This is a genomic window from Giesbergeria anulus (assembly GCF_900111115.1).
GTDB classification, from domain to species: Bacteria; Pseudomonadota; Gammaproteobacteria; order Burkholderiales; family Burkholderiaceae_C; genus Simplicispira; species Simplicispira anulus.
On record NZ_FOGD01000006.1, the window covers coordinates 61,958 to 88,166 of the forward strand.

Below are 26,209 nucleotides of genomic sequence, written 5' to 3' on the forward strand. Positions count from 1 at the left end.
ATCCATAGTTTTTAGCTATAGGAAAAGCAAAACTCACGCTAGTTTTCAATTGAAGAACCGGTCATTTCAGCCCGATAACAGCATCAGTGGGGGGCTTCTTGGTCTTTTCCACCGACGGATTGCCTTGACTTGCTTTCACAATGGGTTTGTGGCAATCTGTGAGCGTCACGATAAATTTTTTTGCTCTTCTTTAAGGAGTTTTTATGGCCCGCTTTTTTAAACCCCTGCTCGGCGCCGTGGCGCTGGCTGCTGCCACCCTGACTTCCACTGGTGCATTTGCCGCTTACGCTTACAACGCACAGATCACCATCACTGCTCCTAAGGGTTCCACTGCTGAAGCCGCGGCCAAGAATAAGGCTTTGCCCATTGGCATTAAGTACTCTACTTGCGCGCCCAAAATCACTGCCGTAACACCCAATGTCCAGAACATTGACATGCTCAATTTCGCTGTTAAGTACGATGCAGGTAAAGATGCCTCGGAAATCGGCGATGTGTTTGTGATTCTTCAAAATCTGACCGATGCGGCTGCAGCCCGTTACTATGCCGTGTCGCGAACCACTGGTGTCGCTGGTGGCGTTTCCTTGGTAGCCGGTGGTGGTACTATCACTGCTCTGGACACAGCTACAGTGGGCTTTGCAACCGTTAAGCCTTTCCTTGCAGCTAGCGACAACTTGGGCTCCGGTGCTCAAACTGAAGTTCTTTTTGGTGGGAATTTAAATCTGACTGGCTTGCCTATGGGTCTTTGGTCCCTCAGCGTAATTATTGCCCCACCCGGTGCTAGCTACCTAGCTGCTGGTGCCGAAACAGGCACGGGTAATTTCTCTTTTGGCCACCCTGAAAGCTGGGCAGCTCAAGACACAGTTGTTTTTGCGCTTGGAACACCTATGGGCGGTGTTCAGGCAGTAGCTCCTAATGCACTGGCTACAGACCTGACTGACTATGCCACTGTTGGCGTTAACTGCCGCTAAAACTGATATCGATAGCTTCATAGTCATAGCGTGGGTTAGCATACAACCCAACAAAGAGCAAAGGAACCAAGAAAAGAAACTAAGCTCAATTGATTTGGCTGCTCCCACTTTTCTAGGTCCTTGACCGCTATCAAACGCCCTTCCGGTTTTACCGGGGGCGTTTTTTATGGCGGCTTTTGTGGTAGTGGGCGCCATTCAACAGAGAGCCGCCTACTCTAGCCCATACTACAGCTTCGTATTTACTTGGCGACACCAACCACTTCACTTTTTTGGGGTGCGGCGGTTTTTTATAGCCTACTGTTCTGGCTATCCCATTTCCGTTTTTGCCGGCTTCGTAGTAATTTCGCGTAACTTTACTTAGCAAGCTTCCAGAAGCCAAAACATGGAATCAAATTTCAACTGTTCGGGTGGTTTTAAATATGTAATTTCATTATGAATTATTAAATCCACACTGGCTAAAATCACAGGCATTTCAGCATCAAATAGATGCAAAATTCACAATCCATCAGGCAGCTTACGAAATAAATCTACCCGGCGGCGCTCAATATCTACCAATGAATATTCAGCCAAACTGGGTATCTTGCGGTAACGCTGGGACTTCGCACCCCGGTCATAGGCTTCCGTGCCAGGTGATAGAAATGGGGTCAGATTCCAATTTCCAGCGCACTTAGATCTCCGCATGGAGGGCTTTGGCATTCACAAGACACCCCCAATCTAGGGGCTGTGCTCCCCCTTGAATTTTTTCAATCTTTCAGTTTTTAAATCTCCGCATACAGCGTTTCAGCATCGATTGTTAAATCCACACTGGCTAAAATCACAGGCATTTCAGCATCAAACGGATGCAAAACCCACAATCCATCGGGCAGCTTACGAAATACATCTACCCGGCGGCGCTCAATATCTACCAATGCATATTCAGCCAAACTAGATATCTGGCGGTAACGCTGGAATTTTGCACCCCGGTCATAGGCTTCCGTGCCAGGTGAGAGCACCTCGATAATCAGCAACGGCTCGCGCTTGATCTGGCGGCTATCGGCATCGGCAGCGCTACACGTCACCACCACGTCGGGGTAAAAATAGCTGCTGGCGGCATCGGCCTGCACTTTCATATCGGACATAAAGGTGCGGCAAGGCGTGCCACGCAAATGCTGGCGCAAAGCCATATACAGGTTTCCAGTCACTGTGACATAGCGATCTTCGGCACCCGCCATCGCAAACACTTCGCCATCCACAAACTCATAGCGCTCAGGTTGGGTGGCCTCCCACGCCAAATAGTCATCGGCACAGAAGGTTGCTTGAACTTGGGGCAAAGCAGACATGGTGGCACTCCGGCAGAAAAGAACAGACAAACATCCGCATCGTAGGCGATACAGCCAGAGGGAGCTACGGCCATCTTCAAAATCCTAGCGCTATGATGCAGCCCCTCCCTCTCCTCTAGCACCACGCCCCATGATCGGACGCCTCCAAGGCACCCTCGCCCAAAAAAATCCCCCCCAAGTGTTGGTTGACTGCCACGGCGTGGGCTATGAGGTGGATGTGCCCATGAGCACGTTTTATCAGTTGCCCCACTTGGGCGAAGCCGTCACGCTGCTCACCCATCTGGTGGTGCGCGAAGATGCGCAATTGCTTTATGGCTTTGCCACAGCAGCAGAGCGTGATGCCTTTCGCCAGCTCATCAAAGTGTCGGGCATTGGGCCACGCATGGCGCTGGGTGTGTTGAGCGGCATGGGGGTAGCCGATCTGGCCCAAGCCATCACCTTGCAAGAGAGCGGGCGGCTGGTCAAGGTACCGGGCATTGGTAAAAAAACCGCCGAACGCCTGCTGCTGGAACTCAAAGGCAAACTGGGCGCAGACATAGGCACACCGGCGCAGGTCTCTAGCCCCGCACAGGCCGACATTTTGCAAGCCTTGCTGGCGCTGGGCTACAACGACAAAGACGCCGCCGCCGCCCTCAAAGCCTTGCCCGCCGAGGTGGGCGTGAGCGAAGGCATCAAACTGGCATTGCGCGCACTGGCGCGCTAACGTGGCACCAGCTCACCCACCGGCCCCGGCCCTGAAGCCCCCAGACGGCGCGACAAAGCCTGTGCCGTTTCACGCAGCTGCTGTGCTGCCGCACCCTCCACACGCACATCCAACGTCGCTACCGGGCCAATAGCGGTCAGGCACAGCACCAAACGGCCAAAGCCATCAAACACAGGCGCGGCCACGGCACCTATGCCGCGCACCAGCCCCTCGCGCACGGTACTGATGCCCTGCTGGCGAATGGCCATCAACTCTTGCGCAAACAACGGGTCTTGCAGCGCTTGAAGGTCGCCATCGTGGGCCAGCGCCTGCTCCACTTGAGCGCGGGGCATAAAGGCGGCAAACAACTTGCCATTGGCGGTGTAGCGCACCGAGGCCGTGGTGCCGTGGCGCATGGTCACATGCACATCGGCGGGCCCTTGCTCCACTTGGATGATGGTCGGGCCGTGGTTACCCCAAACCGAAATAGCCACCGTGGCCCCGACGCGCAGCGCCAGCCCCGGTAACTCGGCAATCGCCATGCGTACCGGGTCTTTCTGTTGCAAGCTAATCAGGCCCAATTGCATCGCCAGCGAGCCTAAACCGTAATGGCCGGTGCCGGGGTCTTGCTCAATCAGGCCCAACTTGCCAAAGCTCACCAAATAGGGGTGCGCCTTGGCCGCCGTCATGCCCGCCTCACGCGCCAAGTCTTTCAGCGCCATCGGGCGTCCGGTATGCACCAGCGCCTTGAGCAACTGGCCGCCCACCTCCACGCTTTGAATACCGCGTGACGTGCGCGGGGTCACTTCTTCTGGGAGGAGTTCTGAAAAGGGATGTTCGCTGTGCATTGCCATACCCCCGATTGTGTCTGGAGTCTGGGGGCGCGGGTTTTTACCTAAACAAATGAATTCAACTAAAACAAATAATCCACTACCATTGTTCCATCCTGTCAAATTCATTTGTTGATTACAAATCCATGAACACCAAAACCTTTGCCTCTGCCGCCGATCTGGACATCAAGAAGGTCAGCTTTGACAAGCTCTCCGACCACGCCTACGCCTACACCGCCGAGGGCGACCCCAACACCGGCATCATCATTGGCGACGATGCGGTGATGGTGATTGACACCCAAGCCACGCCCGTGATGGCGCAAGACGTGATCCGCCGGATTCGCGAAGTGACCGACAAGCCCATCAAGTACGTCACCCTGAGCCACTACCACGCCGTGCGCGTGCTGGGGGCCAGCGCCTACCAGCCCGAACAGATCATTGCCAGCCAAGACACCTACGACCTGATCGTGGAACGTGGCGAGTTTGACAAGGCCAGCGAGATTGGCCGCTTTCCGCGCCTGTTCCAAAATGTGGAGAGCGTGCCCGAAGGCCTGACTTGGCCCACCATCACCTTTACCGGCAAGATGACGCTGTGGCTGGGCAAGCTCGAAGTACAAATTTTGCAACTGGGCCGGGGCCACACCAAGGGCGACACTGTGGTCTGGCTGCCGCAAGAAAAAATCTTGTTCAGTGGCGACTTGGTCGAGTTTGATGCCACTCCCTACGCCGGTGATGCCTACTTTAAAGACTGGCCGCAAACGCTGGATGCCATTGCCGCCCTGCAACCCGAAAAACTGGTGCCGGGCCGGGGCGCAGCACTGCAAACGCCTGAACAAGTGCAAGCCGGTTTGGCCGGCACCCGTGCCTTTATCAGCGATCTGTACGAGAGTGTGCAAGCCGGGGCTGCCGCCGGTCAAGACCTGCGTACGGTGTACGAAGCCACCTTTGCCAAGCTGCAACCCAAATACGGCCAGTGGGTGATTTTTAACCACTGTATGCCCTTTGACGTTACCCGCGCCTACGACGAGGCCACGCAATACCCCGACCCGCGCATCTGGACAGCCGAGCGCGATGTGGCGATGTGGCAGTCGCTGGAGGGCTGATCTAGCCCAGCGCTGCACCCTGCGCTTTTACTGATTTTTACCCCCCACCACCCAACGGGCGCGCACTGGCTGCGCCGCCTGCTGGGCGGAGCTTTGCCCCACCCTTGATGCCCACCAGCACACCATGACCTCTGCCACCACTCCTTCTTATCCTTTCCACGGCACCGGTGCCGAAGTACAGGCGATTGCGTTCCCGTACACCCGCTCCCCCGATCAGGATGCCGCCCAGCCGGTGCAGCACCCCATTGTGGTGATTGGTGCTGGGCCGGTGGGCCTGAGCATGGCCATTGATATGGCCCAACGCGGCCACCGGGTGGTGGTGCTGGACAACGATCACCGCTTGTCGATTGGCTCGCGGGCGCTGTGCTTTTCTAAGCGTGCGCTGGAGGTCTGGGATCGCCTGGGCGTGGGCCAACCGATGGTGGACAAAGGCGTGTCGTGGAACTTGGGCAAAGTGTTCTTCCATGACGAGCTGGTGTACCAATTTGACATGCTGCCCGAAGAGGGCCACGAGCGCCCGGCCTTTATCAATTTGCAGCAGTATTACTGCGAAGCCTATTTGGTCGAGCGCTGCCTGCAACTGCCGCAGATTGAAATCCGCTGGGATAACAAAGTCACGGCCATTGACCCACGCGGCGATGGTGCCTTGCTGACCATCGACACCCCCGACGGCCCCTACCAGATTAATGCCGACTGGGTGATTGCCTGCGATGGTGCCCGCTCTACCATGCGCGGCCTGATGGGCCTAGAGAGCAAGGGCCGCATCTTCCAAGACCGCTTTTTGATTGCCGATGTGAAGATGAAGGCGGACTTTCCAGCAGAGCGCTGGTTCTGGTTTGACCCACCGTTTCACCCCGGCCAAAGCGTGCTGCTGCACATGCAGCCCGATGGTATGTGGCGCATCGACTTCCAATTGGGCTGGGATGCTGACCCGGAAGAAGAAAAGAAGCCCGAAAACATCATCCCACGCGTACAAGCGCTGCTGGGTAAAGACACCGAGTTCACCCTCGAATGGGCCAGCGTGTATACCTTTGCCTGCCTGCGCATGGACAGCTTTGTGCATGGCCGGGTGTTATTTGCTGGTGACTGCGCGCATGGAGTCTCGCCCTTTGGCGCACGGGGGGCCAACAGCGGTGTGCAAGATACCGACAACCTGTCTTGGAAGCTCGATTGGGTGCTCAAGGGCCGCGCTGGCGTGGAACTGCTGGCCACCTATGGCCCAGAGCGCGAATATGCCGCCGACGAGAACCTGCTCAACTCGACCCGCGCCACCGACTTCATCACGCCCAAGAGCGAAATCAGCCGCCTGTTCCGCGACGCCACGCTGGACTTGGCCCGCGACCACGCTTTTGCACGGCGCATTGTCAACAGCGGGCGCTTGTCGGTTCCGGCCACGCTGCACCACTCTACCTTGAACACCCCAGACGTGGATAGTTTTGCCGGTACCCAAGTGCCCGGCACAGTGCTGCTAGACGCCCCGGTGCGCCGCAACGGCCAGCCCAGTTGGCTGCTGCGCCAGTTGGGTATGGATTTCACGCTGCTGGTGTTTGGCGAGGTGCCCACTTGGGCGCACGGCCTGCCCCATGTGCAGGCGCTGTCTATCGGCCAAGACATTGAGGATGTGCAATGGCTGGCCGCCCAGCGCTTGGATGCCCGCCCCGGCACCGCTTATCTGATCCGCCCAGACCAGCATGTTTGCGCCCGCTGGCGCAACCCCACCGAAGCCGTCGTGCGTGCTGCTTTGGCAAAAGCCACAGCTACCGCCATCCCTTGCCAATCTTGAATCCGGAGTCTGCCGCCATGCTCAATACCCAGCCTACCCTGTCGTCGTACGACGATTTTTATGAAGCCCTGCTCACCGCCCACCAAGGCCTGACCACAGCGCAAAGCCATGCCATGAATGCCCGACTGGTGCTGCTGCTGGCCAACCACATTGGCGACAACGCCGTGCTGGCCCAAGCGCTGCAACTGGCCCGTGGTCAGAGTGCATCGGCCGAATCGGCCTCGATGGCAGGCCGCGCTGCCATTACCCCGGTGGCCCCGGTGCATACTGACGGCTAAAGCGTAAGCACGCACTAATCTATACCAATAAATAAATAGGAGACAAATTTCATGCAACGCAAACACTTCATCGGCTCTTTGCTCGGCTTGGCCATCGCTGCAGGTTCTTTCACGGCCAGCGCCCAGCAAAAAACGATTGAATGGGTGGTGGGCTATGCCGCTGGCGGTGGTTCGGATGTGGTGGCCCGCACCATTGCCGACGAAATGGGCAAAAGCCTGAACCGCAGCATCATCGTGACCAACAAGCCCGGTGCCGGTACCAACATTGCCGCCGAATATGTGGCCCGCTCTAAAGATTACGGCAACACCCTGTTTACCGCCGACTTTGCCACGTTGGCGGCTAACCCCACGTTGTTTAGCAAACTGGCCTACAACGCCGAGAAGGACTTTCAGCCGGTAGGGCTGCTGGTGCGCTTTCCACTGTTTTTGGTGGTGTCCAACAATGTGCCCGCCAACAACCTGAAAGAATTTATGGCTTGGGCCAAAAGCCAGCCCGAAGGGGTGAACTGGGCCTCGGTGGGGCTGGGCAGCCCGCACCATCTGGTGGGCGAGTTGTTCCGTGAGCAAAGCGGCCTCAAACTGACCCATGTGCCCTACAAGGGGGCGGCCCCAGCCATCCAAGATGTGATTGGCGGCCAAGTGTCGGCCATGTGGGTAGAAAGCTCTACGGCCTATTCTTTCATCAATGGCAAGAAGGTCAAGGCGATTGGCGTCGCCAGCCCACAGCGCGTGCCCACCATGCCAGATGTGCCGACCATGCAAGAGCAAGGCGTTAAGGGTTTTGAAGGCTATGCGTGGCAAGGGCTGGTAGTACCCACCGGCACCTCCAAAGAAGCCACGGCACAGTTCTCACAAGCCCTGCAAAGAGCCTTGGGATCTACCCCGGTTAAGGCCAAGCTGCAAGCACTGGGTGTAGAGCCTATGCCCGGTACTGCCAAGCAAATGGCCACCTTCGCGCACAATGAACGTGAGAAGTGGGGCAAGCTCATCACCAAAATTGGTGTCAAGCTCGACTGAACCTGAGAACGTGTTTATGGCCCCACCAGCACTGGGCGGCCATACAGGGGCTGGGGTGGCCGGGCATGGGGCGGCAGCAGGGCCATGAGGCGCTGGAGCTGCTCAGGTGCCACCGTGCCGGGAGTTTTGAGCACCAGCCGCAACACGCCCTCGGTGCAGGGGGGCGTGGTCAGAGAGCCTAAGTATTGGTAATAGTGCCGCTGGGCGGGCAGCAAGTCATAAAGCTGCAACTCGCCCGGCGACAAGGGCACACGCTCGCCCGCGTGCAACGGCAAATGCGTCCACAACTGGGCCAAAAACGGGTTAGCGGCCCCCAGCCGCAATGGCACCGACACCACTGCCCACTGGCTGGTGGGGGCACGGTAGAGCAAATCTACCGCCATCACCACGCCCTCGGTGGGGCCAATGCGCTCTTCTGCCGGGTAGCGCGTTTGCACGCGCTGCAACTCCCACTCCATGCCGCGCAAGCTCAAGGTGCTTAAACCTTGCACGTCCAATTCTAAAAAGTGGCCTGTGTGCTCTAGCACCCCGGTAAACACCTGATTGCCCAGTGGCAACGAGGCTGTAGGCCCCGATTTTTCTGGTGGTTTGACCAAGGCAATGGGCGATTGGCGCTGGCCGCTGGCACAGGTGGCAAACGAGGGATGCAACTGCCCCCACGCCTGCGGGCCAGTGGCACCGGCGTAGCTCCAAGGTACCGTAGTGACCACATTACCCGCATTGCCCCATAAAGACGAAGTAACCGGCGCTGGCGGGGCCACCGCCTGTACGGCAGCCAGCTCGGCGGCGCGCTCTGCAATATAGCGGCGGCTGGCACTGGCGGCTTCTGGCTCTTGCAAGGGTGTTGGCGGGGGCTGGACTGGCGGCGGTGGGGGAACCACAACCTCCACCGGCATCACGGGCACCACGGGCATCACCTGTGTTGGTGTTGGTGTTGGTGTTGGTGTTGGTGTTGGTGTTGGTGTTGGTGCCGGGGTAGGCGTAGGGGAGGCCACAGAGGCTGGAGCCAAGGGCAATAATTCGGGCACGGCAGCCTCTGCGGTTGGAGCCGCCAATACCGCAGCGCCTGCCGCAGCGCCAGCAGCAGCGGCCAGAGGTCGTTTGGCCGAGCGCTTGCGTGGGGGCCGCGCCGGCGCCGGTGGTGCCCCCAACTCCACGGCCAGCGTCGGGATGGTGTAGCGCGGCTCGTCATTGGCCTTGCCACGACGAGCAGAAGCGCGCCGGGGCTGGGCGTATTTTTGGTTGGTACGCTCTAAGGCAGCGTTGATGCGGTCAATCAACAAGGCACGCTCTTGCGGGTTGTTTAGGCGCAAGGGGGCAGGAGTTGCTGGCGCGGGGGCGGGGGCGGGCTTAGTTGGTGGCTCCGCAGCCCAGGCCGGGGAGCACAAAACCAGCCCTGCCAGCACCGCCCAAGCCGGACGGGTGTAGCGCAAGGCAGGAAAAAAAGAATCAGGGGCGGTTTTCATGGCAAGAAGGCAGGGGCAAGCAGAAACGCACTTTAACTTGGCTGCGCTGCCATCGGGGCAAAATGGCCATCAGCAGGACGGCTATAGTTTGCCCCTGCTCTGCCTGCTGGAACTGCTGTGACCATCCATACCGATAATTTTGCCCCTGCACCGCCCAAGCGCGTGGTCTCTGCCGCCCCGGCCTCGCCGCAAGAGGAAGCCATTGAGCGCGCACTGCGCCCCAAGCTGCTGCAAGAGTATGTCGGCCAAGCCAAGGCGCGTGAACAGTTAGAAATTTTTATTGGTGCCGCACGCAAACGCCAAGAAGCGCTAGACCATGTACTGCTGTTTGGCCCCCCCGGCTTGGGCAAAACCACCCTCAGCCACATCATTGCCACCGAGCTGGGGGTGCAACTGCGCCAAACCAGCGGCCCAGTGCTAGAAAAACCCAAAGACCTCGCAGCCTTGCTGACCAGCCTAGAGGCCAACGATGTGCTGTTTATTGATGAAATCCACCGCCTATCCCCCGTGGTGGAAGAAATCCTCTACCCCGCGCTGGAAGATTATCAAATCGACATCATGATTGGCGAGGGGCCAGCGGCACGCTCCATCAAGCTGGACTTACAACCGTTTACGTTGATCGGGGCCACAACCCGCGCCGGAATGCTCACCAACCCGCTGCGCGACCGCTTTGGCATTGTGGCCCGGCTGGAGTTTTACACCCCCGAAGAGCTGGCGCTGATCGTCACGCGCAGTGCGCGTTTGCTAGGCACGCCGATGGACGAGGCCGGTGGTTTTGAACTGGCGCAGCGCTCACGCGGCACGCCGCGCATTGCCAACCGGCTGCTGCGCCGTGTGCGCGACTATGCCCAAGTCAAAGGCGACGGCAGCATCACCCAAGACATCGCGCAGCGGGCGCTGGCGATGCTCGATGTCGATCCGCAGGGCTTTGACGTGATGGATCGCAAGTTTCTGGAGGCGCTGATCCATCGCTTTGATGGAGGCCCGGTGGGGCTGGACAACATTGCCGCCAGCATTGGCGAGGAGTCTGGCACCATCGAAGATGTGATTGAACCGTACCTCATCCAACAAGGCTATGTGCAACGCACGCCGCGTGGCCGCGTGGCTACGTTGGCCGCCTACCGCCATTTGGGCGTGGCCCCGCCGCCGCAAACTGTCGGCACACTCCCATGAAGCGGCGCACTATGGGCGTGCTGGCCGCAGCACTGCTGCTGGGGGCCGGACTCGTTACCGCCTTCGTGCTGCGTGCGCCCCAAGTCGATGCCGTGCAGGTGCAAGCTGCGCCGCTGGTGCGTACCCTGCAATTTTCAGCACGGGTAGCCACGCTGTCGCGGGTGGACATTGGCAGCACCATCACCGGGCGCGTACAACAGGTGCGGGTGCAAGAAGGCCAAACCGTGCGCCAAGGCGACGTACTCATCCAGCTAGAAAGCGATGAACTGCGCAGCGCCCTAGCCCAAGCCGTGGCAGCTGAACGCCAAGCCCAAGCCCGCTTGGCCGGGCTGCGCAGCACAGGCCGCAGCAGCACCCAAGCCGCCCTAGCGCAAACCGACGCCACCTTGCGCACCGCCCAAGCGGCGCTTGCTCGTGCAGAGCAACTGGTGGCCCAAGGCTTCTACAGCCAAGCCCAACGCGACGAGGCGCGCCGCGCTGTAGACGTCGCCCAAGCCCAACAAGCCAGCGCCCACGCCCAACTACAAGCCAACGCAGAAGCAGGCAGCGACATCGTGCAAGCCCAAGCACAATGGGAAGCCACCCGCGCCGCCACCGCCAGCGCCCACGCCCGGCTAGAACAAACGCAACTGCGCGCCCCACTGGCCGCCCAAGTGTTGCAGCGCAGCGTCGAGCCGGGCCAAATCGTGCAGGCGGGCAAAGCCCTGCTGCGGCTGGCGCTGGCTGGCCCAACACAACTGGTGGCACAGGTGGATGAACGCTTTTTAGACCAGCTCCAGCCCGGCCAGCCCGCTAGCGTGGTGGCCGATGCCTTTCCGGCACAGCCCTTTGCGGCGCAGGTGCTGTCGATAGCCCCAGCGGTCGATGCGCAGCGCGGTGCCATTGAGGTCAAACTGGCGCTAACGCAACAGGCCCCGGCCTATCTGCGCGAAGACATGACGCTCTCGGTGGAGGTAGAAACCGCCCGGCGTGAGCGCGCCTTAGCGCTGCCGCTGTCGGCCCTGCGCCCCGGCAGCACACCCACGGGCCACGAAGCCACGGTGCTGGTGCTGCACGAAGGCCAAGCCCAAGTGCGCAAGCTGCGCCTAGGCCTGCGCACGCTCGATGCCGTAGAAGTGCTCGACGGCTTGCGCGATGGCGACACCGTACTACACAGCGCCAGCCTACAGGCGGGGCAACGGGTACAGGCCCGGCCTATGGCTTGGACACCCGGCACAGCCCTATCGAGCAGCCCAGCAGCAGGCAAAACCGGCGGCGAGGCTGGCTCGGCCATGACCAACGCCATGGGCCGTTGAGGCCGCACCGTGATGTGGCTTGGCTTTGAACTGCGCGTCGCTCTGCGCTTTTTGCGCGAGGGCCGAATGCAAACCCTGCTCATCATGGTGGGCGTGGCGGCTGGAGTGGCGGTGATTGCCTATATCTCAGCCCTTATCAATGGCTTGCAAAGCAACACCTTGGCCAAAACGCTGGGAGCGCAAGCCCACATCAGCGTGCGTGCCCCCGATGACGTCGTGATCCGTTCTGCTGTCCGCCAAAGCGGCACCACCACCCTGAGCGATGTGCAGCCCCGCGCCCAGCGCCTGCGCTCGGTGGCCAACTGGCAAGCGCTGATGCCACTGCTAGAGCAATGGCCGGGCGTAGCCGGGGTCTCGCCCATGGTGTCTGGCTCTGGACTGGCGCTGCGCGGCGAGGCCGTGCAGTCGATTGCGCTGATGGGCGTCGAGCTAGAACGCTACGACCGCATGATTGGCTTGCGCGGCAAGGTGGTGAGCGGTACGGCACGGCTGGCACCGGGCGAGGCCATCATTGGCCGTGAACTAGCGCAAGACTTGGGCGTGCGCGTGGGCGACCGCCTGACAGTGCAAACGGGCAGCCTGAGCGAGGCCGTGCGCGTCACGGCGCTGGTGGATTTGGGCATCAAAGACCTGAACCGACGCACCGTGATCGTGCCGCTGCGCGCTGCACAAAACCTGCTGGCCCTGCGCGGTGGTGCCACGGGCCTCGATATAACACTGCACGACGTTTGGGTGGCCCAAGCCATCACCGATACGCTACGCCGCCAGTTTCCGTACAAAATTGAGAGCTGGCAAGAGAACAACGCCCAACTGGTGTCAGCCCTGAACGCGCAATCGATCAGCACCAGCATCATCCGGGGTGTGGTGCTGGCCGTGGTGGTGCTGGGCATTGCCAGCGTACTGGTGGTGTCGGTGGTGCAAAAAGGCCGTGAAATCGGCATTTTGCGGGCCATGGGTGCTACCCGTGGGCAGATTTTGCGCGTATTTTTGCTGCAAGGGGCGGTGCTGGGTGCCATTGGCTCGGCACTGGGGCTGGCCTTGGCCGTAGCGCTGATTTGGGTGTTTACGCATTTTGTGCGTGGCTCAGATGGCCTGCCACTGTTTGTCATTAGCCTGCCGCCCCGCACCGGCTTGCAGGTGGCGTTGATTGCTACCGTCTGTGGCGTGCTGGCCGCCATTGCCCCAGCGCGCCGCGCCGCCGCACTTGACCCAGCACAGGCTATCCGCCTATGACAACGCTTGTGCCCCTGCCACCATCGCCCGGCTCTGGTGCAGCCCAAAACCTCATCACCCTGCAAGGCGTGACCAAGCGCTACCACGTCGGCCAGCCCAGCGAATCCGAGGTGCTGCACGGCCTTGACCTGCAAGTGCAGCGCGGCGAGTTTATCGCCCTGATTGGCCCCTCTGGCTCTGGCAAAAGCACCCTGCTCAATATTTTGGGGCTGCTCGAACCCCTGACCAGCGGCAGCTACCAACTGGCCGGAGAGGCCGTGCAGGGCCTCAGTGATGCCCAACTCACCCTGCGCCGACGCCGCCTGCTGGGCTTTGTCTTTCAGTTTCACCACCTGCTACCCGCGTTTTCAGCGCTAGAGAACGTCACCCTACCTGCCTTGATGGCCGAAGGCCACATTAGCGCCCGCGAAGAGGAGCGCGCCCGCAGCCTCTTGGATGCCGTGGGCTTGGGCCACGCGCTGCACAAGCGCCCCAATGAGCTCTCTGGCGGCATGCAGCAGCGCGTAGCTATTGCCCGCGCCCTTATCATGGAGCCGCCGCTAGTGCTGGCCGATGAGCCCACCGGCAACCTCGACACCGCCTCCTCCAGCGAGGTGTTTGCCCTGCTGCGGCGCATCCATGCCGAGCGCGGCACCACCTTTATCGTAGTCACCCACGACCCCCGGCTGGCGGCGCGCTGTGACCGTCAGGTGGAGCTGGTTGATGGCCGCATCGCCAGCGATGGCAATCCACCACAGGAAGCCTGAAAGCACTACGATGCACCCCCACCAGGCCTAGGAGAGCGCACCGTGACCGAAACAGCCCCCCGCACCAAAGCCACCATCCTTGTCGTCGATGACATGCCCGACAATCTAACCCTGATTGCCGGATTGCTGCGCGGCCTGTACCGCGTGGTAGCCGCCAACAATGGCGAAAAAGCCATCGCCATTGCCAGCGGCGAGCACCCCCCCGATCTGATCTTGCTCGACATCATGATGCCCGGCCTGTCGGGCTACGACGTCTGCCAGCGGCTCAAGGCGCAGCCCGCCACGCGCGACATCCCGATCATCTTTTTAACCGCCATGACCGGCACCGAAGACGAGACAAAGGGGCTGGAGATGGGCGCGGTGGACTTCATCACCAAGCCAGTCAACCCGCCCGTAGTGCTAGCCCGCGTAGCCACGCAGTTGCAAGTCAAGGCAGCGGCTGATTTTTTAAAAGACCAAAACGTCTACCTAGAGGCCGAAGTCAAGCGCCGGGGCCAAGCGCTGGCAGCCATTCAAGATGTGACCATTTTGGCGATGGCCTCGCTAGCAGAAACCCGCGACAACGACACCGGCAACCACATCCGGCGCACCCAGCACTATGTGCGGCTGTTGGCGCGGCATCTGCAAAGCCACCCACGCTTTCGGGATTTCCTCAATGACGAGACCATCGATCTGCTGTTCAAATCGGCACCACTGCACGACATAGGCAAAGTGGGCATCCCCGACCGCATCTTGCTCAAACCGGGACGCCTAACGCCTGAGGAGTTTGAGATCATGAAAACCCACTGCCAGCTTGGGCGTGATGCCATCCAGCACGCTGAAGACCAGTTGGGCATCCAAGTCGATTTTTTGCACTACGCCAAAGAGATTGCCTACAGCCACCAAGAAAAATGGGATGGCAGCGGCTACCCGCAAGGCTTGGCCGGTGATGCCATCCCGATCTCGGCGCGGCTGATGGCGGTAGCCGATGTGTATGACGCCTTGATTAGCCGCCGTGTGTACAAAGAAGGCATGCCCCACGCCCAAGCCATCGCCATCATCTGCCAAGGGCGAGGCCAGCACTTTGACCCCGATATGGTCGATGCCTTTGTCACCTTGAGCGACCAATTCCAAGCCATTGCCCAGCGCTACACCGACAGCGACGCCGAGCTGGCGCGCAAAGTGCAGCAGCAACCCCCTGCCCCCACCTGAGGGGGTTAGCACCACGAAAGCCCCCCGCCATGTCTCAGCTGCTGCATCTTTTTGAGCGCCAATCTTTGCGCACTAAACTGGCAGCGGGCTTTGCCGTCTGGCTGGCATTGTTGGTGGTGCTGATTGCATCCAATATCTACACCCAGCAGCAGCTCAACGCACAAATACAGCAAAGCTACGAAACTGACCTGATTGGACTGTCGCGCACCAAAGAGGTACAAGCCCAGTCCATTTTGCTGGGGCGTGTGGTGCGCCAAGCCCTGCTAGCCAGCAGCCCGCAGCAGCGGGCAGACATGCTGCAACAGATCACCCAAGTACGCAGAAAAATAGAGCAGCAAATCAACACCTTGCAGAAATTGCCGCTGCCCGCCGCCACACAGGCATCACTGCAACGGTTCCAAAGCGGCTATGAGCAGTATTTGCGCCAATTAGAAACACAGGTGATACCCCTGCTGCAACAGGGCCAAACCGAGCAGGCCATTGCCGAGTTCAACTCCAGCGCCATGCAGGGCTTTGGTGCCGATGCCATCACCACCATCAATGAAGTGGCCCAGCAAATAGAGGATCAAGCCCACCAGACCATGCAGCACATGCAGGCACAGGGCCGCAATGGCCTGCACTTGAGCTACCTGCTGCTGGCGCTGGGCACCGTGGTGGGAGCCGCGTGGGGCTGGGTGATGGTGGTGTCCATCCGCCGCCCCACGGAGCAGGTACGCCAAGCGGTAGAGCAATTGGCCCAAGGGCAACTGCAAGTGACCATACCGCACACCGATCTCGACAACGAAGTGGGGGCGATGGCCCGCTCGGTGCAAGTGCTGCAACAAGGCGCACAGCAGCGCGAGGTGCAAAGCTGGGTCAAGACCCATTTGTCCGATCTGGCGCAAAACCTGCAATCGGCCTGCGACCTACAAGCCTTGTCGCACACCCTGTTTCAGGAGCTGGCACCACTGGTGCAATTGGGCTATGGCGTGCTGTACCTGCACGAAGAAGACCGCCCACAACTGCGCCTGCTTGGCTCCTACGCCCACCGCCAGCCACTGGAGTTGCCCGCCACGGTGGCACTGGGCCAGAACCTGCTGGGCCAATGTGCGCTCAACCGCAGCCCCATCCTGCTGCAACCACCACCAGCGCACTATGTGCATGCAGGCTCGGCTTTGGGCGATGCCCTGCCCTATGCCGTACTCATCTTGCCGGTGCTGCGCAACCAGCACCTGCTAGGGGTGCTAGAGCTGGCCGTACTTGATCGAATCACTGCGCAAGAGCAAACCCTGCTCGATGACCTGCTGCCGCTGCTAGCCATGAATCTGGAAATTTTGCAGCGCAGCCTGAGCACCAGCCAACTGCTGGATGAAACCCGGCGTCAAGCCCAAGCCCTGCAAGAACAAGCCGCCACGCTCGAAGAACAAGCCGTAGAGCTAGAAGCCCAGCAAAACAGCCTGCGCGACACCGAAGCATGGTACCGCAGCATTATTGAATCAGCCCCTGATGGCATGTTGGTCACTAACGACCACGGCACCATTGTGCTGGCTAACCCACCACTGGAAACCATGTTTGGCTATGCCTGTGGCGCTTTGGTGGGCCAGTCGGTAGAGCGGCTGCTGCCCACCGCGTTGCGTGCCAATAGCGAACCCGACCACCCCACGCCCAACACACAGACCAGCGGCACGCAAGAATGGAGCGGCTTGCGCCAAAACGGCAAGCCCTTTCCGGTAGAGGTGGGGCTATCGGCGCTGCCTGCCGTGGGTGGGCACAGCGGCAGCCTGTGCATGGCTGTGCGCGACATCAGTGAACGCAAGGCCGCCGAAGACCGCCTCGCGGCGCTGGAAGAGCACAGCCGCCTGATTTTGGCCTCAGTCAATGATGGGATTGTGGGGCTGGACTTGCAAGGGCGACTCACATTTGCCAATGCCGCCACCACCACCATTTTGGGCTACACCGAGGCCCAACTGCTGGGCCAGCTCATGCACGGTTTGCTACACCACAGCCGCCCAGACGGCAGCGCCTACCCACAAGAACAATGCCCGATGTACCAGAGCAGTCAAGATGGCCTGTCGCGCAGCACCGACGATGAGGTGCTCTGGCACCAAAACGGCACCCCGATTGCCGTGGAATACACCACCCAGCCCACCTACAAAAACGGGGAGCTGGTGGGCACCGTGGTGGTGTTTCGTGACATCACGCAGCGCAAGGCCGCCGAGCAAGCCCTGCTAGACGAGCGCGCCCGGCTACAAAGCATTCTGGATCGCAGCCCGATTGGCATTGCCTTTAGCACCCAAGGGCGCTTTCGCTTTACAAATCCGCAATTTACGGCCATGTTTGGCAGCCGCGTGGGCGATGCAGCCAAAGACATTTATGTGGATATTCAAGACCGCACCCGCATCAGCGCCGCCTTGGAGCGTGGCGAGGTGGTACATGGTCAAGAAATCCGCATGTATGACAAGGATCACCAAGCGCGCGACATGCTGACGAGCTTTATGCCGATTGTGTACGACGGCGAAGAGGGCATTTTGGGCTGGCTACTCGACATCACCGAGCGCAAGGTGGCCGAAACTGCCATTGTGCGCGCCAAAGAAATTGCCGAAGAAGCCACGCGCACCAAGAGCGATTTTTTGGCCAACATGAGCCACGAAATCCGCACCCCCATGAACGCCATCATTGGCATGTCGCATCTCGCTTTGCAAACGGCACTGGACAAACAGCAGCGCAATTACATCGACAAAGTGCATCGCGCTGGTGAAAGCCTGCTGGGCATCATCAACGACATTTTGGATTTTTCCAAAATCGAAGCGGGCAAGATGAGCATGGAGGTGATTGACTTCCGCCTCGAAGACGTGATGGACAATCTGGCCCACCTGATCGGCATGAAAACCGAAGAAAAAGGGCTGGAGTTGCTATTCAACGCCGCCGCCGACGTACCCACCGCCCTGCGCGGCGACCCGCTGCGGCTGGGGCAGATACTCATCAACTTGGGCAACAACGCCGTTAAATTTACCCAAAGCGGCGAGATCGTGCTGGGCATAGCCAAACTGGCCCAAGATGCTGACGCCGTAGAGTTGCACTTCTGGATCAAAGACTCCGGCATTGGCATGACGCCTGAGCAATGCGACAAGCTGTTTAAGCCCTTTACGCAGGCTGATGCCTCTACCACGCGCCGCTACGGTGGCACCGGGCTGGGGTTAGCCATCTCACGCACACTGGTAGAGATGATGCAGGGCCGCATCTGGGTTGAAAGCGTGGCAGGCCAAGGCTCTACCTTTCACTTTAACGCCCGCTTTGGCCTACAGGCCGAACCCATGCCCCGGCGCATGTGCAGTGCCCAAGAGCTGCACGGTATGCGCTTGCTGGTAGCAGACGACAACGCCGTGGCACGCGAAATTCTCTCCACGATGGCCCACAGCTTTGGCATTGACGTGGATACGGCCTCCAGCGGCCACGAGGCTGGGACGCTGGTGCAGCAGGCCGATACCCAAGGCCAACCCTACAACTTGGTGCTAATGGACTGGAAAATGCCAGCCCAAGATGGCGTAGAAACCGTGTTGCAAATTCAACATGCCCCCCTGCAACACCAGCCCACCATCATCATGGTGACGGCCTATGGCCGCGAAGATGCCCTCAGCGCCGCCCAAGCCCGTGGAGCCAAACTCAAAACGGTGCTGACCAAGCCCGTCACCTCCTCCTCGCTGCTAGAGGCCATCGGCCATGCTCTGAACCGCTGCAAAATGCCAGAGACCCGCGCCGCTGTGCGCGCTGACAGCTACCGCGACGCCATGAGCCAACTGCAAGGCACCCGCGTGCTGCTGGTAGAAGACAACGAGATGAACCAAGAACTGGCGATGGAGCTGCTACGCAACGCGGGTATGGAAGTGGTGCTGGCCAACGACGGCCAAGAAGCGCTGGACACCTTGGCCCACGACAGCCGTTTTGATGGCATCTTGATGGACTGCCAAATGCCAGTGATGGATGGCTACACCGCCACCCGTGAGATCCGCCAAAACCCGGCATGGAATGCCATTCCGATCTTGGCCATGACCGCCAACGCGATGGCCGGTGACCGCGAGAAAGTGCTGGCCGTAGGCATGAACGACCACATTGCCAAACCACTCAATGTGGGCGAGATGTTTACCACCCTTGCCAAGTGGATACACCCACAGCATCCGGCCCACATCGCCCCCCCTAGCCAGCCCGCAGTACGGGCAAACACCTTACCCTCCCTACCCGGCATTGATGTGCAAGCCGGGCTGGCCACCACGATGGGCAACCACGCCCTCTACACCCGACTGTTGGGAAAATTTCGCGACAGTCAGGGAGATTTTGCAGCCCAGTTTGCCACCGCCCAACAAAGCACCGACCCAGAGGCTGCCACCCGTGTCGCCCACACCCTCAAGGGTACGGCGGGCAATATTGGTGCCAAAGGGGTGCAGGCTGCCGCAGCAGCGCTAGAGCAAGCCTGCCGCGAAGGGGCTGCCGCAGCCCACATTCACGCTTTGCTGGCACCAGTGCAAGAGCAACTGACTCCGGTGCTGGCAGGCTTGCAGGCGCTGGCCCCACCAGCCCCGGTACCGGCACCAGCGCTGGTACCAGACTTATCCCACCTAGAGGCGGATCTGGGGCGGCTGGCCCAATTGCTGCAAGACAACGATGTGGATGCCGATTTGGCACTGCAAGCGCTGCAACAACAAGCCAGCGGTACAGCCTTGGCCCCCGTACTAGACAAGGTAGCCAGCGCCTTGGGAGCGTTTGATTTTGATACCGCTCTGGCCGCACTGCGAGCTACGACAGCTCCATGAGCACCAAAACCTGCCACCAAAAGAGTAAGCATTGTGAATTTGTGAACAAGTGATTACGATTGTGCTATCTACACCATCAAAAAAACCCAACAGTTCAGCGATTGGCTTGATGGCATCAAAGACAACTTGACACCATTTATCGGGTGTGCAATGCGCTGAGCGTGCGTTTGGTGGCACAGACCGGCAGCAGGCAAACTCGATAACTGGGCCGTGCTTGAAGCACGATGAACGAATGGAGTCCTGCTGAGCGGTTCGTATCTGGGGCCTCGGCCCAATAGGCCGACACAAGCCCGCCTGTAGATGTGCAGTCTGTCCTTTTGCGGTGGCTTCTGAATCCATCGTGCGTCTGTGATCAATGAATATGAATATGAATACTGTTCATCAGAAGGAAAACCTATGAACCACGGTTGACAAAGTGGGAAGTCCCTGTAGCCGAGTTAAAACCCACGCCCACACAGCAGCCACCCAAAGCCAGCAGCATAGCCGGAAAAGCGAACCTAGACCAGTGCTACCACGAAACCAAGAACACCAAGCCAAAAAACCAAAGATAAAACTTACTTTGGAAACACTGGCAAAAGTAAAAATTGGTTTTTAACGAGCATGGAATAAAACTACCGTGGGCGAATGCTAACGCTTTGCTCACCGGTAAATTAGGAGCGCAGCGAGTAATTTATCCGAGTGCAGCAACTTGTTAAATTATTATTTAGTTGTCTTTTCGGAATTAATGGAAAGAAGGTAATCGCATAATATCTACATAATCACACTTAATTTCTTTTCCATTAGCTACACCAATAATATAACTATATTTATCTCTATCTGTAGAAATGTCTGAGGCGGCGATAACAGAATTCAAAGATACTCCCCATACATGTGAAAAAGCCTCTACAAGCAACCCCTGAAGGGTACAGTCATCAAATCTTTCCGATTGTCTATTAGTAGGCCACTCTACCCAACTATCTTCGATACGAGTCTGAAGAATTCCAGTGATCCCTGGATCTGCTACAAATACATTATCCTTAAGGACTATTTTCCCATGCTCTCTTTCCAGAAGATGAAATCCTGAGTCACCAACTATCACTATTTCATTTAGCTGTTCTCGCACAATATCTTCAAATTGAATTAATGATATTATTCCCGACTTATGCCGACAAATAGACAACCCCTGTGTATTGCCGCCCAAGGATCTTACAAATGAAGCACATTCAAGCTGCTTTTCGGTATCTGTGTTTTCTATAAGAAGAGAAGACTGCTCACTAGCCCAGCCAGCTAACTCTTTACCGTTTGCTAAGGGAACTCCAATATCCCTTGAGGCCCGAACGGTTTCCCCAACAAATAGACCTACTAAGTTTGTTAAGCTACTAGTTCTAAAGCCACCAACCGTAACTGTGCCTTTGATCGCTGCTCGATCACGCCTGTGATCAAATTGACCTATATTCGATAAGAAACCTCTCCCAACAACCTCTCCATTACTCTCAATATTTCTTATATTCTTAGAAAGCTTAGTGAGCATACATGAATCGTCGTCACTTAGACTCTGGAAACATCGGTTCCCTAACGCACGCTTTAAGAAAGCATTAGCTTCAAGTGATTTCCAATCATTAGCTCTGACTACAACTCCAGATTCCCCCGTATTCAGATCTTCTGTGGCGATACTTACGTCAAGACATGAACAAAGGTCTTCAACTATTTGGTCTATTCTAAGGTTATCGTGATAATTTTCTGAAAAAATCTTCCTATATGTTTGAGAGCTAGAGAAATATACTCTAATGCGCGTTCCACCATCTTTAACATATTCATTTTCCAGAGCGTCTCTTAATAAGGGCCTATCTGATAGTCCCTTTTGAAAAACTAGAACCTTAGTACTTTGCCTAGAATCTTCAAATCTCCTCGTTGTAACGCTAACCTTCTCACCCCACATAAAAGTAGAGAAAAAACCAACCCCATATTTTCCGGTAGATGAAAACCCTTTACTTTCAAGACCTGGAAATTCATCATGCATTAAATTGGTGCCCCAAAAAGAAGTGCCAAAATCTAAGAATGGGCCTGAAAGCACAGTTGTAGACATTCCAACGCCATTGTCTTCTACTTCTATAAAGGTACCAGATTTGTCAGAACCTATTCTGACTGTAACTCGACCCCAGCTAGGATCCTCGCCTTCAAGGGTTCTTCTCGCTCTTACGGCATCACAAGAATTTTGTATTAACTCTCGTAAGGGAACCATAATATTCTTACCATATAGCTGTTCTCCCCCCAAATTTTTCACTAACTTAGCTACATTACCAACATGTATTTTGGTATCGACGGGTAACCAACTGCTTGTACCTATCAACCGAGATAAGAGGATAATATTATTTACGGCTGCAACGCCCTTTGCTTTAAGCCTAGGGCGTTGGCTATCACCAAGTATTGAATCGACATCTCTTAATTCCTTGTCAATCATTTTTAACGTATCAAAACAAAGCCACCAGCTATTAAATTCATCCGGGGAAAATGATGACTTTGATGTATATACTAAACGCTCTGATTCAAGCCTTGGTTGATAAAGACGCTGTTGAAATAGCCAATGCTGCTGAGCATATTCGTTCGGCTGGCGAAACGCTTTTAATAATAATGGCGCTCTTCTAGTATCAATATGTGCTGCATCTGACACTCTCAAAATGCAAGTAAGCTTTATAGGGTCTACCCCCCAATCATTAGGCATTCGCTCAAAAGCACCTAAAGAATCCGGAAGCTTTTTTATTAACTCATCAGAACTCCACCAATGACTATGAGCAATCAACCCTATAACTGGCCCGTAAGCCTCTCTAAGTTCAGGGTCATTTATCAAATAAAGATTCTTATCGTCTCCCCAAGATATCAGTGCCAATTTCTCAGCATGTTTGGCATGAAGCGAACGAAGTACGATTCCCGTAGCTTCCTTTTCAATTGACTCGTTCGAACTTTCAGGATTCCGTTTTGCTAAATAAGATACGGTATCTTCCCAAATTACAGATCGCTTTAATTCATTCAGGCCTTCTGGATACGCGGCTAACCCCATACCGAGATCATGAATTAGGAATGCGCCACCCAACACAAAAGCCTCTGCTGGGGTTAGCTTGTAATCATTCCCGCAGATAATTGAAGCCATCTCCCATAAAGCGTCTAAATGGGTCAAATCATGGACAGTATAGTCTGGCAGGTCTCTGGATATTTCCGCTGCTAGTAACCCAGCGTTAGCTCTAAAACTTTCATAGCTTACTCTAAGAAAATCCCGATCTTTCTCACGATGGTCATCTGAAAGTTGCTTAGCTAAAGTACTTTGCCACAAGGTAGTATTTTCAAATCCGGCCATCTCTTTTCCTTTTAAACTATTGCTGGCTATTTAACCATAGGGAATTTAACTAGGATTAGACGACTGCCCCACGCTAGCCAGCAGTCGCATAAGATAGCACCATCCTACCCCATCCATAGAGAAACGCCAATAGTCAGCCATTTAGGCAAACCTCAATTTTTGCGGATGCATGTCTCGTCTTACACGCCCAACACCGATGCCCTGCACCAGCCAAAACAGCTGGAGTGAATGCGTATTCCAGTAAAAATGGGGCCAGAGTAATATTTTTCTGGATGATGCTGTGTATGAAATATATAATATCTAGTTACACGGCGCTAATCCCACCGACAAAACTACCTTTCAAACGGTAGATTCATCGCGGGTACTGTTGGCATCTAAATGCTGGACATCCGCCCAGCCCACCAGCGTCAGGCCCTCTGGCGTCCAGAGCAGACGGTTGATGGCGGCATTGGTCAGCGGCCAAGTGCGCGGCGCTTGCAGGTCTTGACCGGTGGCAAGGCGATACAAAATATCCATCACACCACCGTGGGCCACCAGCACCACCAATCCGCCCAGATGCTGCTGTGCCAAACGGTTGGTGGTGGCAGCAATGCGCTCGCGCAATTGCAACAAGCTCTCACCGCCATCGGCAGCAAAATGCGGATCGCGCTGACGCCAGCGGCGCGCTTGCTCAGGGTGGCTAACCTCTACCTCGGCAAAAGTGCTGCCTTCCATATCGCCAAAGCAACGTTCGCGCAGGCCCGGCTCTGGCGTCAGTGGCGCGCCCGTCACGTCGGCCAGCGCTTGCGCCGTGGCTTGGGCACGTTGCAAATCACTGGCATAAATAGCCGTAATCGGCTCGGCGGCCAGCGCACGCGCCACCTGCTGGGCCTGCCAATGGCCGACGTCATTGAGCGGAATATCCAAATGGCCTTGGATGCGCGAATCTATGTTCCAAGCCGTCTCGCCGTGGCGGATGGCAATCAATCGGGTCGCTTGCATAGCGTTAAACCTATTTAACCTATCTGCACCACCTGCACGCCGGGCAGGCTGGAGGGGGTGGGAAACTCTTCGGTGTCAAAAGCCTTATCGCCGTTGTCATCGGCCACGCCGGTGGCTTTGGCGTTGGCAAAATCAAACAACTGACCATCGAGCAGGTGGCTGGGCACGACATGCTGCAAGGCATTGAACATGTTCTCCACCCGGCCCGGAAAGCGCTTCTCCCAATCGCGCAGCATCTCTCCCACCTGCTTGCGTTGCAGGTTTTCTTGGCTGCCGCACAGATTGCACGGAATAATCGGAAAGTTGCGGTGCGCGGCCCAGCGTGTGGTGTCTTTTTCTGCCACAAAGGCCAAGGGCCGAATGACGACATGCTTGCCATCGTCACTGACCAGCTTGGGCGGCATAGATTTGAGCTTGCCGCCAAAAAACATATTCAGCAGCAGCGTTTGCAAAATGTCGTCGCGGTGGTGGCCCAAGGCAATTTTGGTGGCCCCCAGCTCATCGGCCACCCGGTACAAAATGCCCCGGCGCAGGCGACTGCACAGGCTGCACGTCGTTTTTCCCTCTGGAATAACGCGCTTGACAATGCTGTAGGTGTCTTCGTTCTCAATATGGAACGGCACGCCGGTGCTGCGCAAATAATCGGGCAGCACATGCTCCGGAAAGCCGGGCTGCTTTTGGTCTAAATTGACGGCCACCAAGTCAAAGTGGATGGGCGCGCGCGCCTTGAGTTTGAGCAGAATGTCGAGCAGCGTAAAGCTGTCTTTGCCACCCGACATACACACCATGACCTTGTCGCCCTCTTCGATCATGTTGTATTGCACGATGGCTTTGCCCGTTTCGCGGCACAGGCGCTTTTCGAGCTTGTGCGTTTCGCGTTCAATTTTGAGTGCCTTGTCGGCGCTGGGGGCAGCAGGCAGTTCAGCCGTCCAAGCGGCAGTGTCCAAAGAATGGTTCATTTTTTCCGGTAATCCCCGATAAAGGTGACGTTCAATCCGCCGCAGCCAGACTCATCCTGTACCACCAAGCCAGTGGCAGTGAGTGCGATGGTGGCAGTGCAGCCGTCCAAGTCGAATAGGGCTTTGCCTGCCTTGATCTGCCCCACACCCTCGATCTCACCCGTGTGCACCTGCCCTTGGGCGGCGTTCGGCCCCAGCCAAACAGCACTGCCAGTGGCAAACACTTTGTTGCCATGCAAGCCGATCAATGTGATGTCTGCCGAGTGGCTATCGCGCACCCCGTTGGCAAAGCGCACATAGCTGCCATGCCAGCGGGCCGCAGGGGTGGCACTGCTAGCCACGGTGTCGAGCATTTGGATGCGGGTGTTCATGGCCTGTGTCAGGCAGGCGGCGGCAGTGCAGCGAGAGACCTCGCCGTTTTTGAGCCAATCGCGCTGCCACTGGCGGATGGTGGGTTTGGCCCCTGAGCGCGCTAACGCATCTTTGTACGAGGCATCGAGTTGTTCATCCAGGGCTGACAACTGGGGGTCGGCGCAAATCATCTTCTCTTTGGCCGAACGCGCTACAGCGCAATCAAAGCTGGCTGCTTGGGCCAGCCCACCGATACAGAACAGCGCAGTCCACAAGACGGCTGGGCGCAGGTATTTTTTCATGGTGGGGGCTGGTGGGTTTACCACTGTCCGGTTTCAACGCGAATGGCGACTTCGCAGTCGTCAAAGATTTCGAGTTTGGCAATTTTGACGCGCACACCCAACACGCCGGGCAGCAGCATCAAGCGGTGCGCCAGCTTGCCAATCAGGCTTTCAAGCAGGTTGACGTGCTCGGCGGTGCATTCATCAATGATGATCTGGCGCACCTTGCGGTAGTCCAATACATGGGCAATATCGTCATCGCGTGGGCGCAGTGGCTGGGTGCCTAGGTTGAGTTCTGCATCCACTTGGATCGGCTGGGGGGCAGATTTTTCGTGGTCGAGGATGCCCAAATTGGCGTCAAAACGCAAGCCAATGAGCGTCAGGATATGGGTGCCTGCGGCGTTGTACATGGTCAGAAAAAATAGGGCGTGCGCC

Annotated in this window: 21 protein-coding genes; 12 read left to right on the forward strand and 9 right to left on the reverse strand. The window is 57.4% G+C overall.

Annotated features, from left to right (window positions below; translation table 11 throughout):
• The first annotated feature begins 203 nt into the window (after positions 1 to 203).
• Positions 204 to 968 carry a hypothetical protein gene (locus BMX55_RS10240; protein WP_091456999.1) on the forward strand — a complete coding sequence of 255 codons (765 nt, stop codon included), beginning with the start codon at positions 204 to 206 and terminating at the stop codon, positions 966 to 968.
• 495 nt (positions 969 to 1,463) lie between these two features.
• On the opposite strand, the gene BMX55_RS10245 is transcribed toward BMX55_RS10240, so the two are convergent.
• Both BMX55_RS10245 and BMX55_RS10250 read right to left on the reverse strand, forming a co-directional pair.
• Entirely contained in the window at positions 1,464 to 1,664 is a 201-nt protein-coding gene (locus BMX55_RS10245; RefSeq protein ID WP_091457002.1) for a Uma2 family endonuclease, read from the reverse strand.
• Between the two features lie 62 nt (positions 1,665 to 1,726).
• Positions 1,727 to 2,287: a Uma2 family endonuclease gene (locus tag BMX55_RS10250; RefSeq protein WP_091457005.1), complete on the reverse strand. Its 561-nt coding sequence runs from the start codon at positions 2,285 to 2,287 to the stop codon at positions 1,727 to 1,729.
• A 130-nt stretch (positions 2,288 to 2,417) separates the two neighbouring features.
• On the opposite strand from BMX55_RS10250, the gene ruvA reads away from it, so the two are divergent.
• Positions 2,418 to 2,990: a Holliday junction branch migration protein RuvA gene (ruvA, locus tag BMX55_RS10255; RefSeq protein WP_091457007.1), complete on the forward strand. Its 573-nt coding sequence runs from the start codon at positions 2,418 to 2,420 to the stop codon at positions 2,988 to 2,990.
• Here the strand turns inward: ruvA and BMX55_RS10260 are convergent.
• The gene (locus tag BMX55_RS10260; protein WP_091457009.1) at positions 2,987 to 3,823 is read right to left on the reverse strand and encodes an IclR family transcriptional regulator; all 837 of its coding nucleotides are present in this window, start codon (positions 3,821 to 3,823) and stop codon (positions 2,987 to 2,989) included. The two genes, ruvA and BMX55_RS10260, sit on opposite strands and share 4 nt — an antisense overlap.
• 122 nt (positions 3,824 to 3,945) lie before the next feature.
• Here BMX55_RS10260 and BMX55_RS10265 point away from each other — a divergent pair, with 122 nt between their 5' ends.
• From BMX55_RS10265 to BMX55_RS10280, 4 genes are all read left to right on the forward strand, one after another.
• On the forward strand, positions 3,946 to 4,902 hold the full coding sequence (locus BMX55_RS10265; RefSeq protein ID WP_091457011.1) for an MBL fold metallo-hydrolase: 957 nt from the start codon (positions 3,946 to 3,948) through the stop codon (positions 4,900 to 4,902).
• Between the two features lie 124 nt (positions 4,903 to 5,026).
• Entirely contained in the window at positions 5,027 to 6,685 is a 1,659-nt protein-coding gene (locus BMX55_RS10270) for an FAD-dependent oxidoreductase (RefSeq protein ID WP_091457014.1), read from the forward strand.
• A gap of 17 nt (positions 6,686 to 6,702) precedes the next feature.
• A complete protein-coding gene (locus BMX55_RS10275) occupies positions 6,703 to 6,963 on the forward strand; it encodes a DUF2783 domain-containing protein (protein ID WP_091457017.1) in 261 nt (86 codons plus the stop codon).
• A gap of 51 nt (positions 6,964 to 7,014) precedes the next feature.
• A complete protein-coding gene (locus BMX55_RS10280) occupies positions 7,015 to 7,980 on the forward strand; it encodes a Bug family tripartite tricarboxylate transporter substrate binding protein (RefSeq protein ID WP_091457020.1) in 966 nt (321 codons plus the stop codon).
• A gap of 14 nt (positions 7,981 to 7,994) precedes the next feature.
• On the opposite strand, the gene BMX55_RS10285 is transcribed toward BMX55_RS10280, so the two are convergent.
• Positions 7,995 to 9,446, reverse strand: coding sequence for a carbonic anhydrase family protein (locus BMX55_RS10285; protein WP_091457022.1), 1,452 nt, complete (start codon positions 9,444 to 9,446; stop codon positions 7,995 to 7,997).
• 117 nt (positions 9,447 to 9,563) lie between these two features.
• On the opposite strand from BMX55_RS10285, the gene ruvB reads away from it, so the two are divergent.
• The 6 genes from ruvB to BMX55_RS10315 are packed head-to-tail and all read left to right on the forward strand — an operon-like array spanning position 9,564 to position 19,871.
• The gene (gene ruvB, locus BMX55_RS10290; protein WP_091457027.1) at positions 9,564 to 10,619 is read left to right on the forward strand and encodes a Holliday junction branch migration DNA helicase RuvB; all 1,056 of its coding nucleotides are present in this window, start codon (positions 9,564 to 9,566) and stop codon (positions 10,617 to 10,619) included.
• Positions 10,616 to 11,914, forward strand: coding sequence for an efflux RND transporter periplasmic adaptor subunit (locus tag BMX55_RS10295; RefSeq protein WP_091457030.1), 1,299 nt, complete (start codon positions 10,616 to 10,618; stop codon positions 11,912 to 11,914). The genes ruvB and BMX55_RS10295 overlap by 4 nt, the downstream gene beginning before the upstream one ends.
• A gap of 12 nt (positions 11,915 to 11,926) precedes the next feature.
• A complete protein-coding gene (locus tag BMX55_RS10300) occupies positions 11,927 to 13,147 on the forward strand; it encodes an ABC transporter permease (protein ID WP_091457034.1) in 1,221 nt (406 codons plus the stop codon).
• Entirely contained in the window at positions 13,144 to 13,893 is a 750-nt protein-coding gene (locus BMX55_RS10305; RefSeq protein ID WP_091457038.1) for an ABC transporter ATP-binding protein, read from the forward strand. The genes BMX55_RS10300 and BMX55_RS10305 overlap by 4 nt, the downstream gene beginning before the upstream one ends.
• A 42-nt stretch (positions 13,894 to 13,935) precedes the next feature.
• On the forward strand, positions 13,936 to 15,084 hold the full coding sequence (locus BMX55_RS10310; RefSeq protein ID WP_281242834.1) for a response regulator: 1,149 nt from the start codon (positions 13,936 to 13,938) through the stop codon (positions 15,082 to 15,084).
• Positions 15,085 to 15,113: 29 nt separating this feature from the next.
• Complete coding sequence (locus tag BMX55_RS10315; RefSeq protein WP_091457041.1) at positions 15,114 to 19,871, forward strand: PAS domain S-box protein; 4,758 nt, start codon at positions 15,114 to 15,116, stop codon at positions 19,869 to 19,871.
• A gap of 721 nt (positions 19,872 to 20,592) precedes the next feature.
• Here the strand turns inward: BMX55_RS10315 and BMX55_RS10320 are convergent.
• The 5 genes from BMX55_RS10320 to BMX55_RS10340 all read right to left on the reverse strand — a co-directional run bounded on the left by BMX55_RS10320 (position 20,593) and on the right by BMX55_RS10340 (position 26,184).
• Positions 20,593 to 23,202 carry an HD domain-containing protein gene (locus BMX55_RS10320; protein ID WP_091457045.1) on the reverse strand — a complete coding sequence of 870 codons (2,610 nt, stop codon included), beginning with the start codon at positions 23,200 to 23,202 and terminating at the stop codon, positions 20,593 to 20,595.
• Positions 23,203 to 23,541: 339 nt separating this feature from the next.
• Entirely contained in the window at positions 23,542 to 24,183 is a 642-nt protein-coding gene (locus BMX55_RS10325) for a histidine phosphatase family protein (RefSeq protein WP_091457049.1), read from the reverse strand.
• Between the two features lie 14 nt (positions 24,184 to 24,197).
• The gene (gene ttcA, locus BMX55_RS10330; RefSeq protein WP_245751380.1) at positions 24,198 to 25,142 is read right to left on the reverse strand and encodes a tRNA 2-thiocytidine(32) synthetase TtcA; all 945 of its coding nucleotides are present in this window, start codon (positions 25,140 to 25,142) and stop codon (positions 24,198 to 24,200) included.
• Complete coding sequence (locus BMX55_RS10335) at positions 25,139 to 25,795, reverse strand: lysozyme inhibitor LprI family protein (RefSeq protein WP_091457055.1); 657 nt, start codon at positions 25,793 to 25,795, stop codon at positions 25,139 to 25,141. Before BMX55_RS10335 ends, ttcA begins: the two co-directional genes overlap by 4 nt.
• Positions 25,796 to 25,812: 17 nt before the next feature.
• On the reverse strand, positions 25,813 to 26,184 hold the full coding sequence (locus tag BMX55_RS10340; protein WP_091457058.1) for a dihydroneopterin aldolase: 372 nt from the start codon (positions 26,182 to 26,184) through the stop codon (positions 25,813 to 25,815).
• Between the last annotated feature and the right edge of the window lie 25 nt (positions 26,185 to 26,209).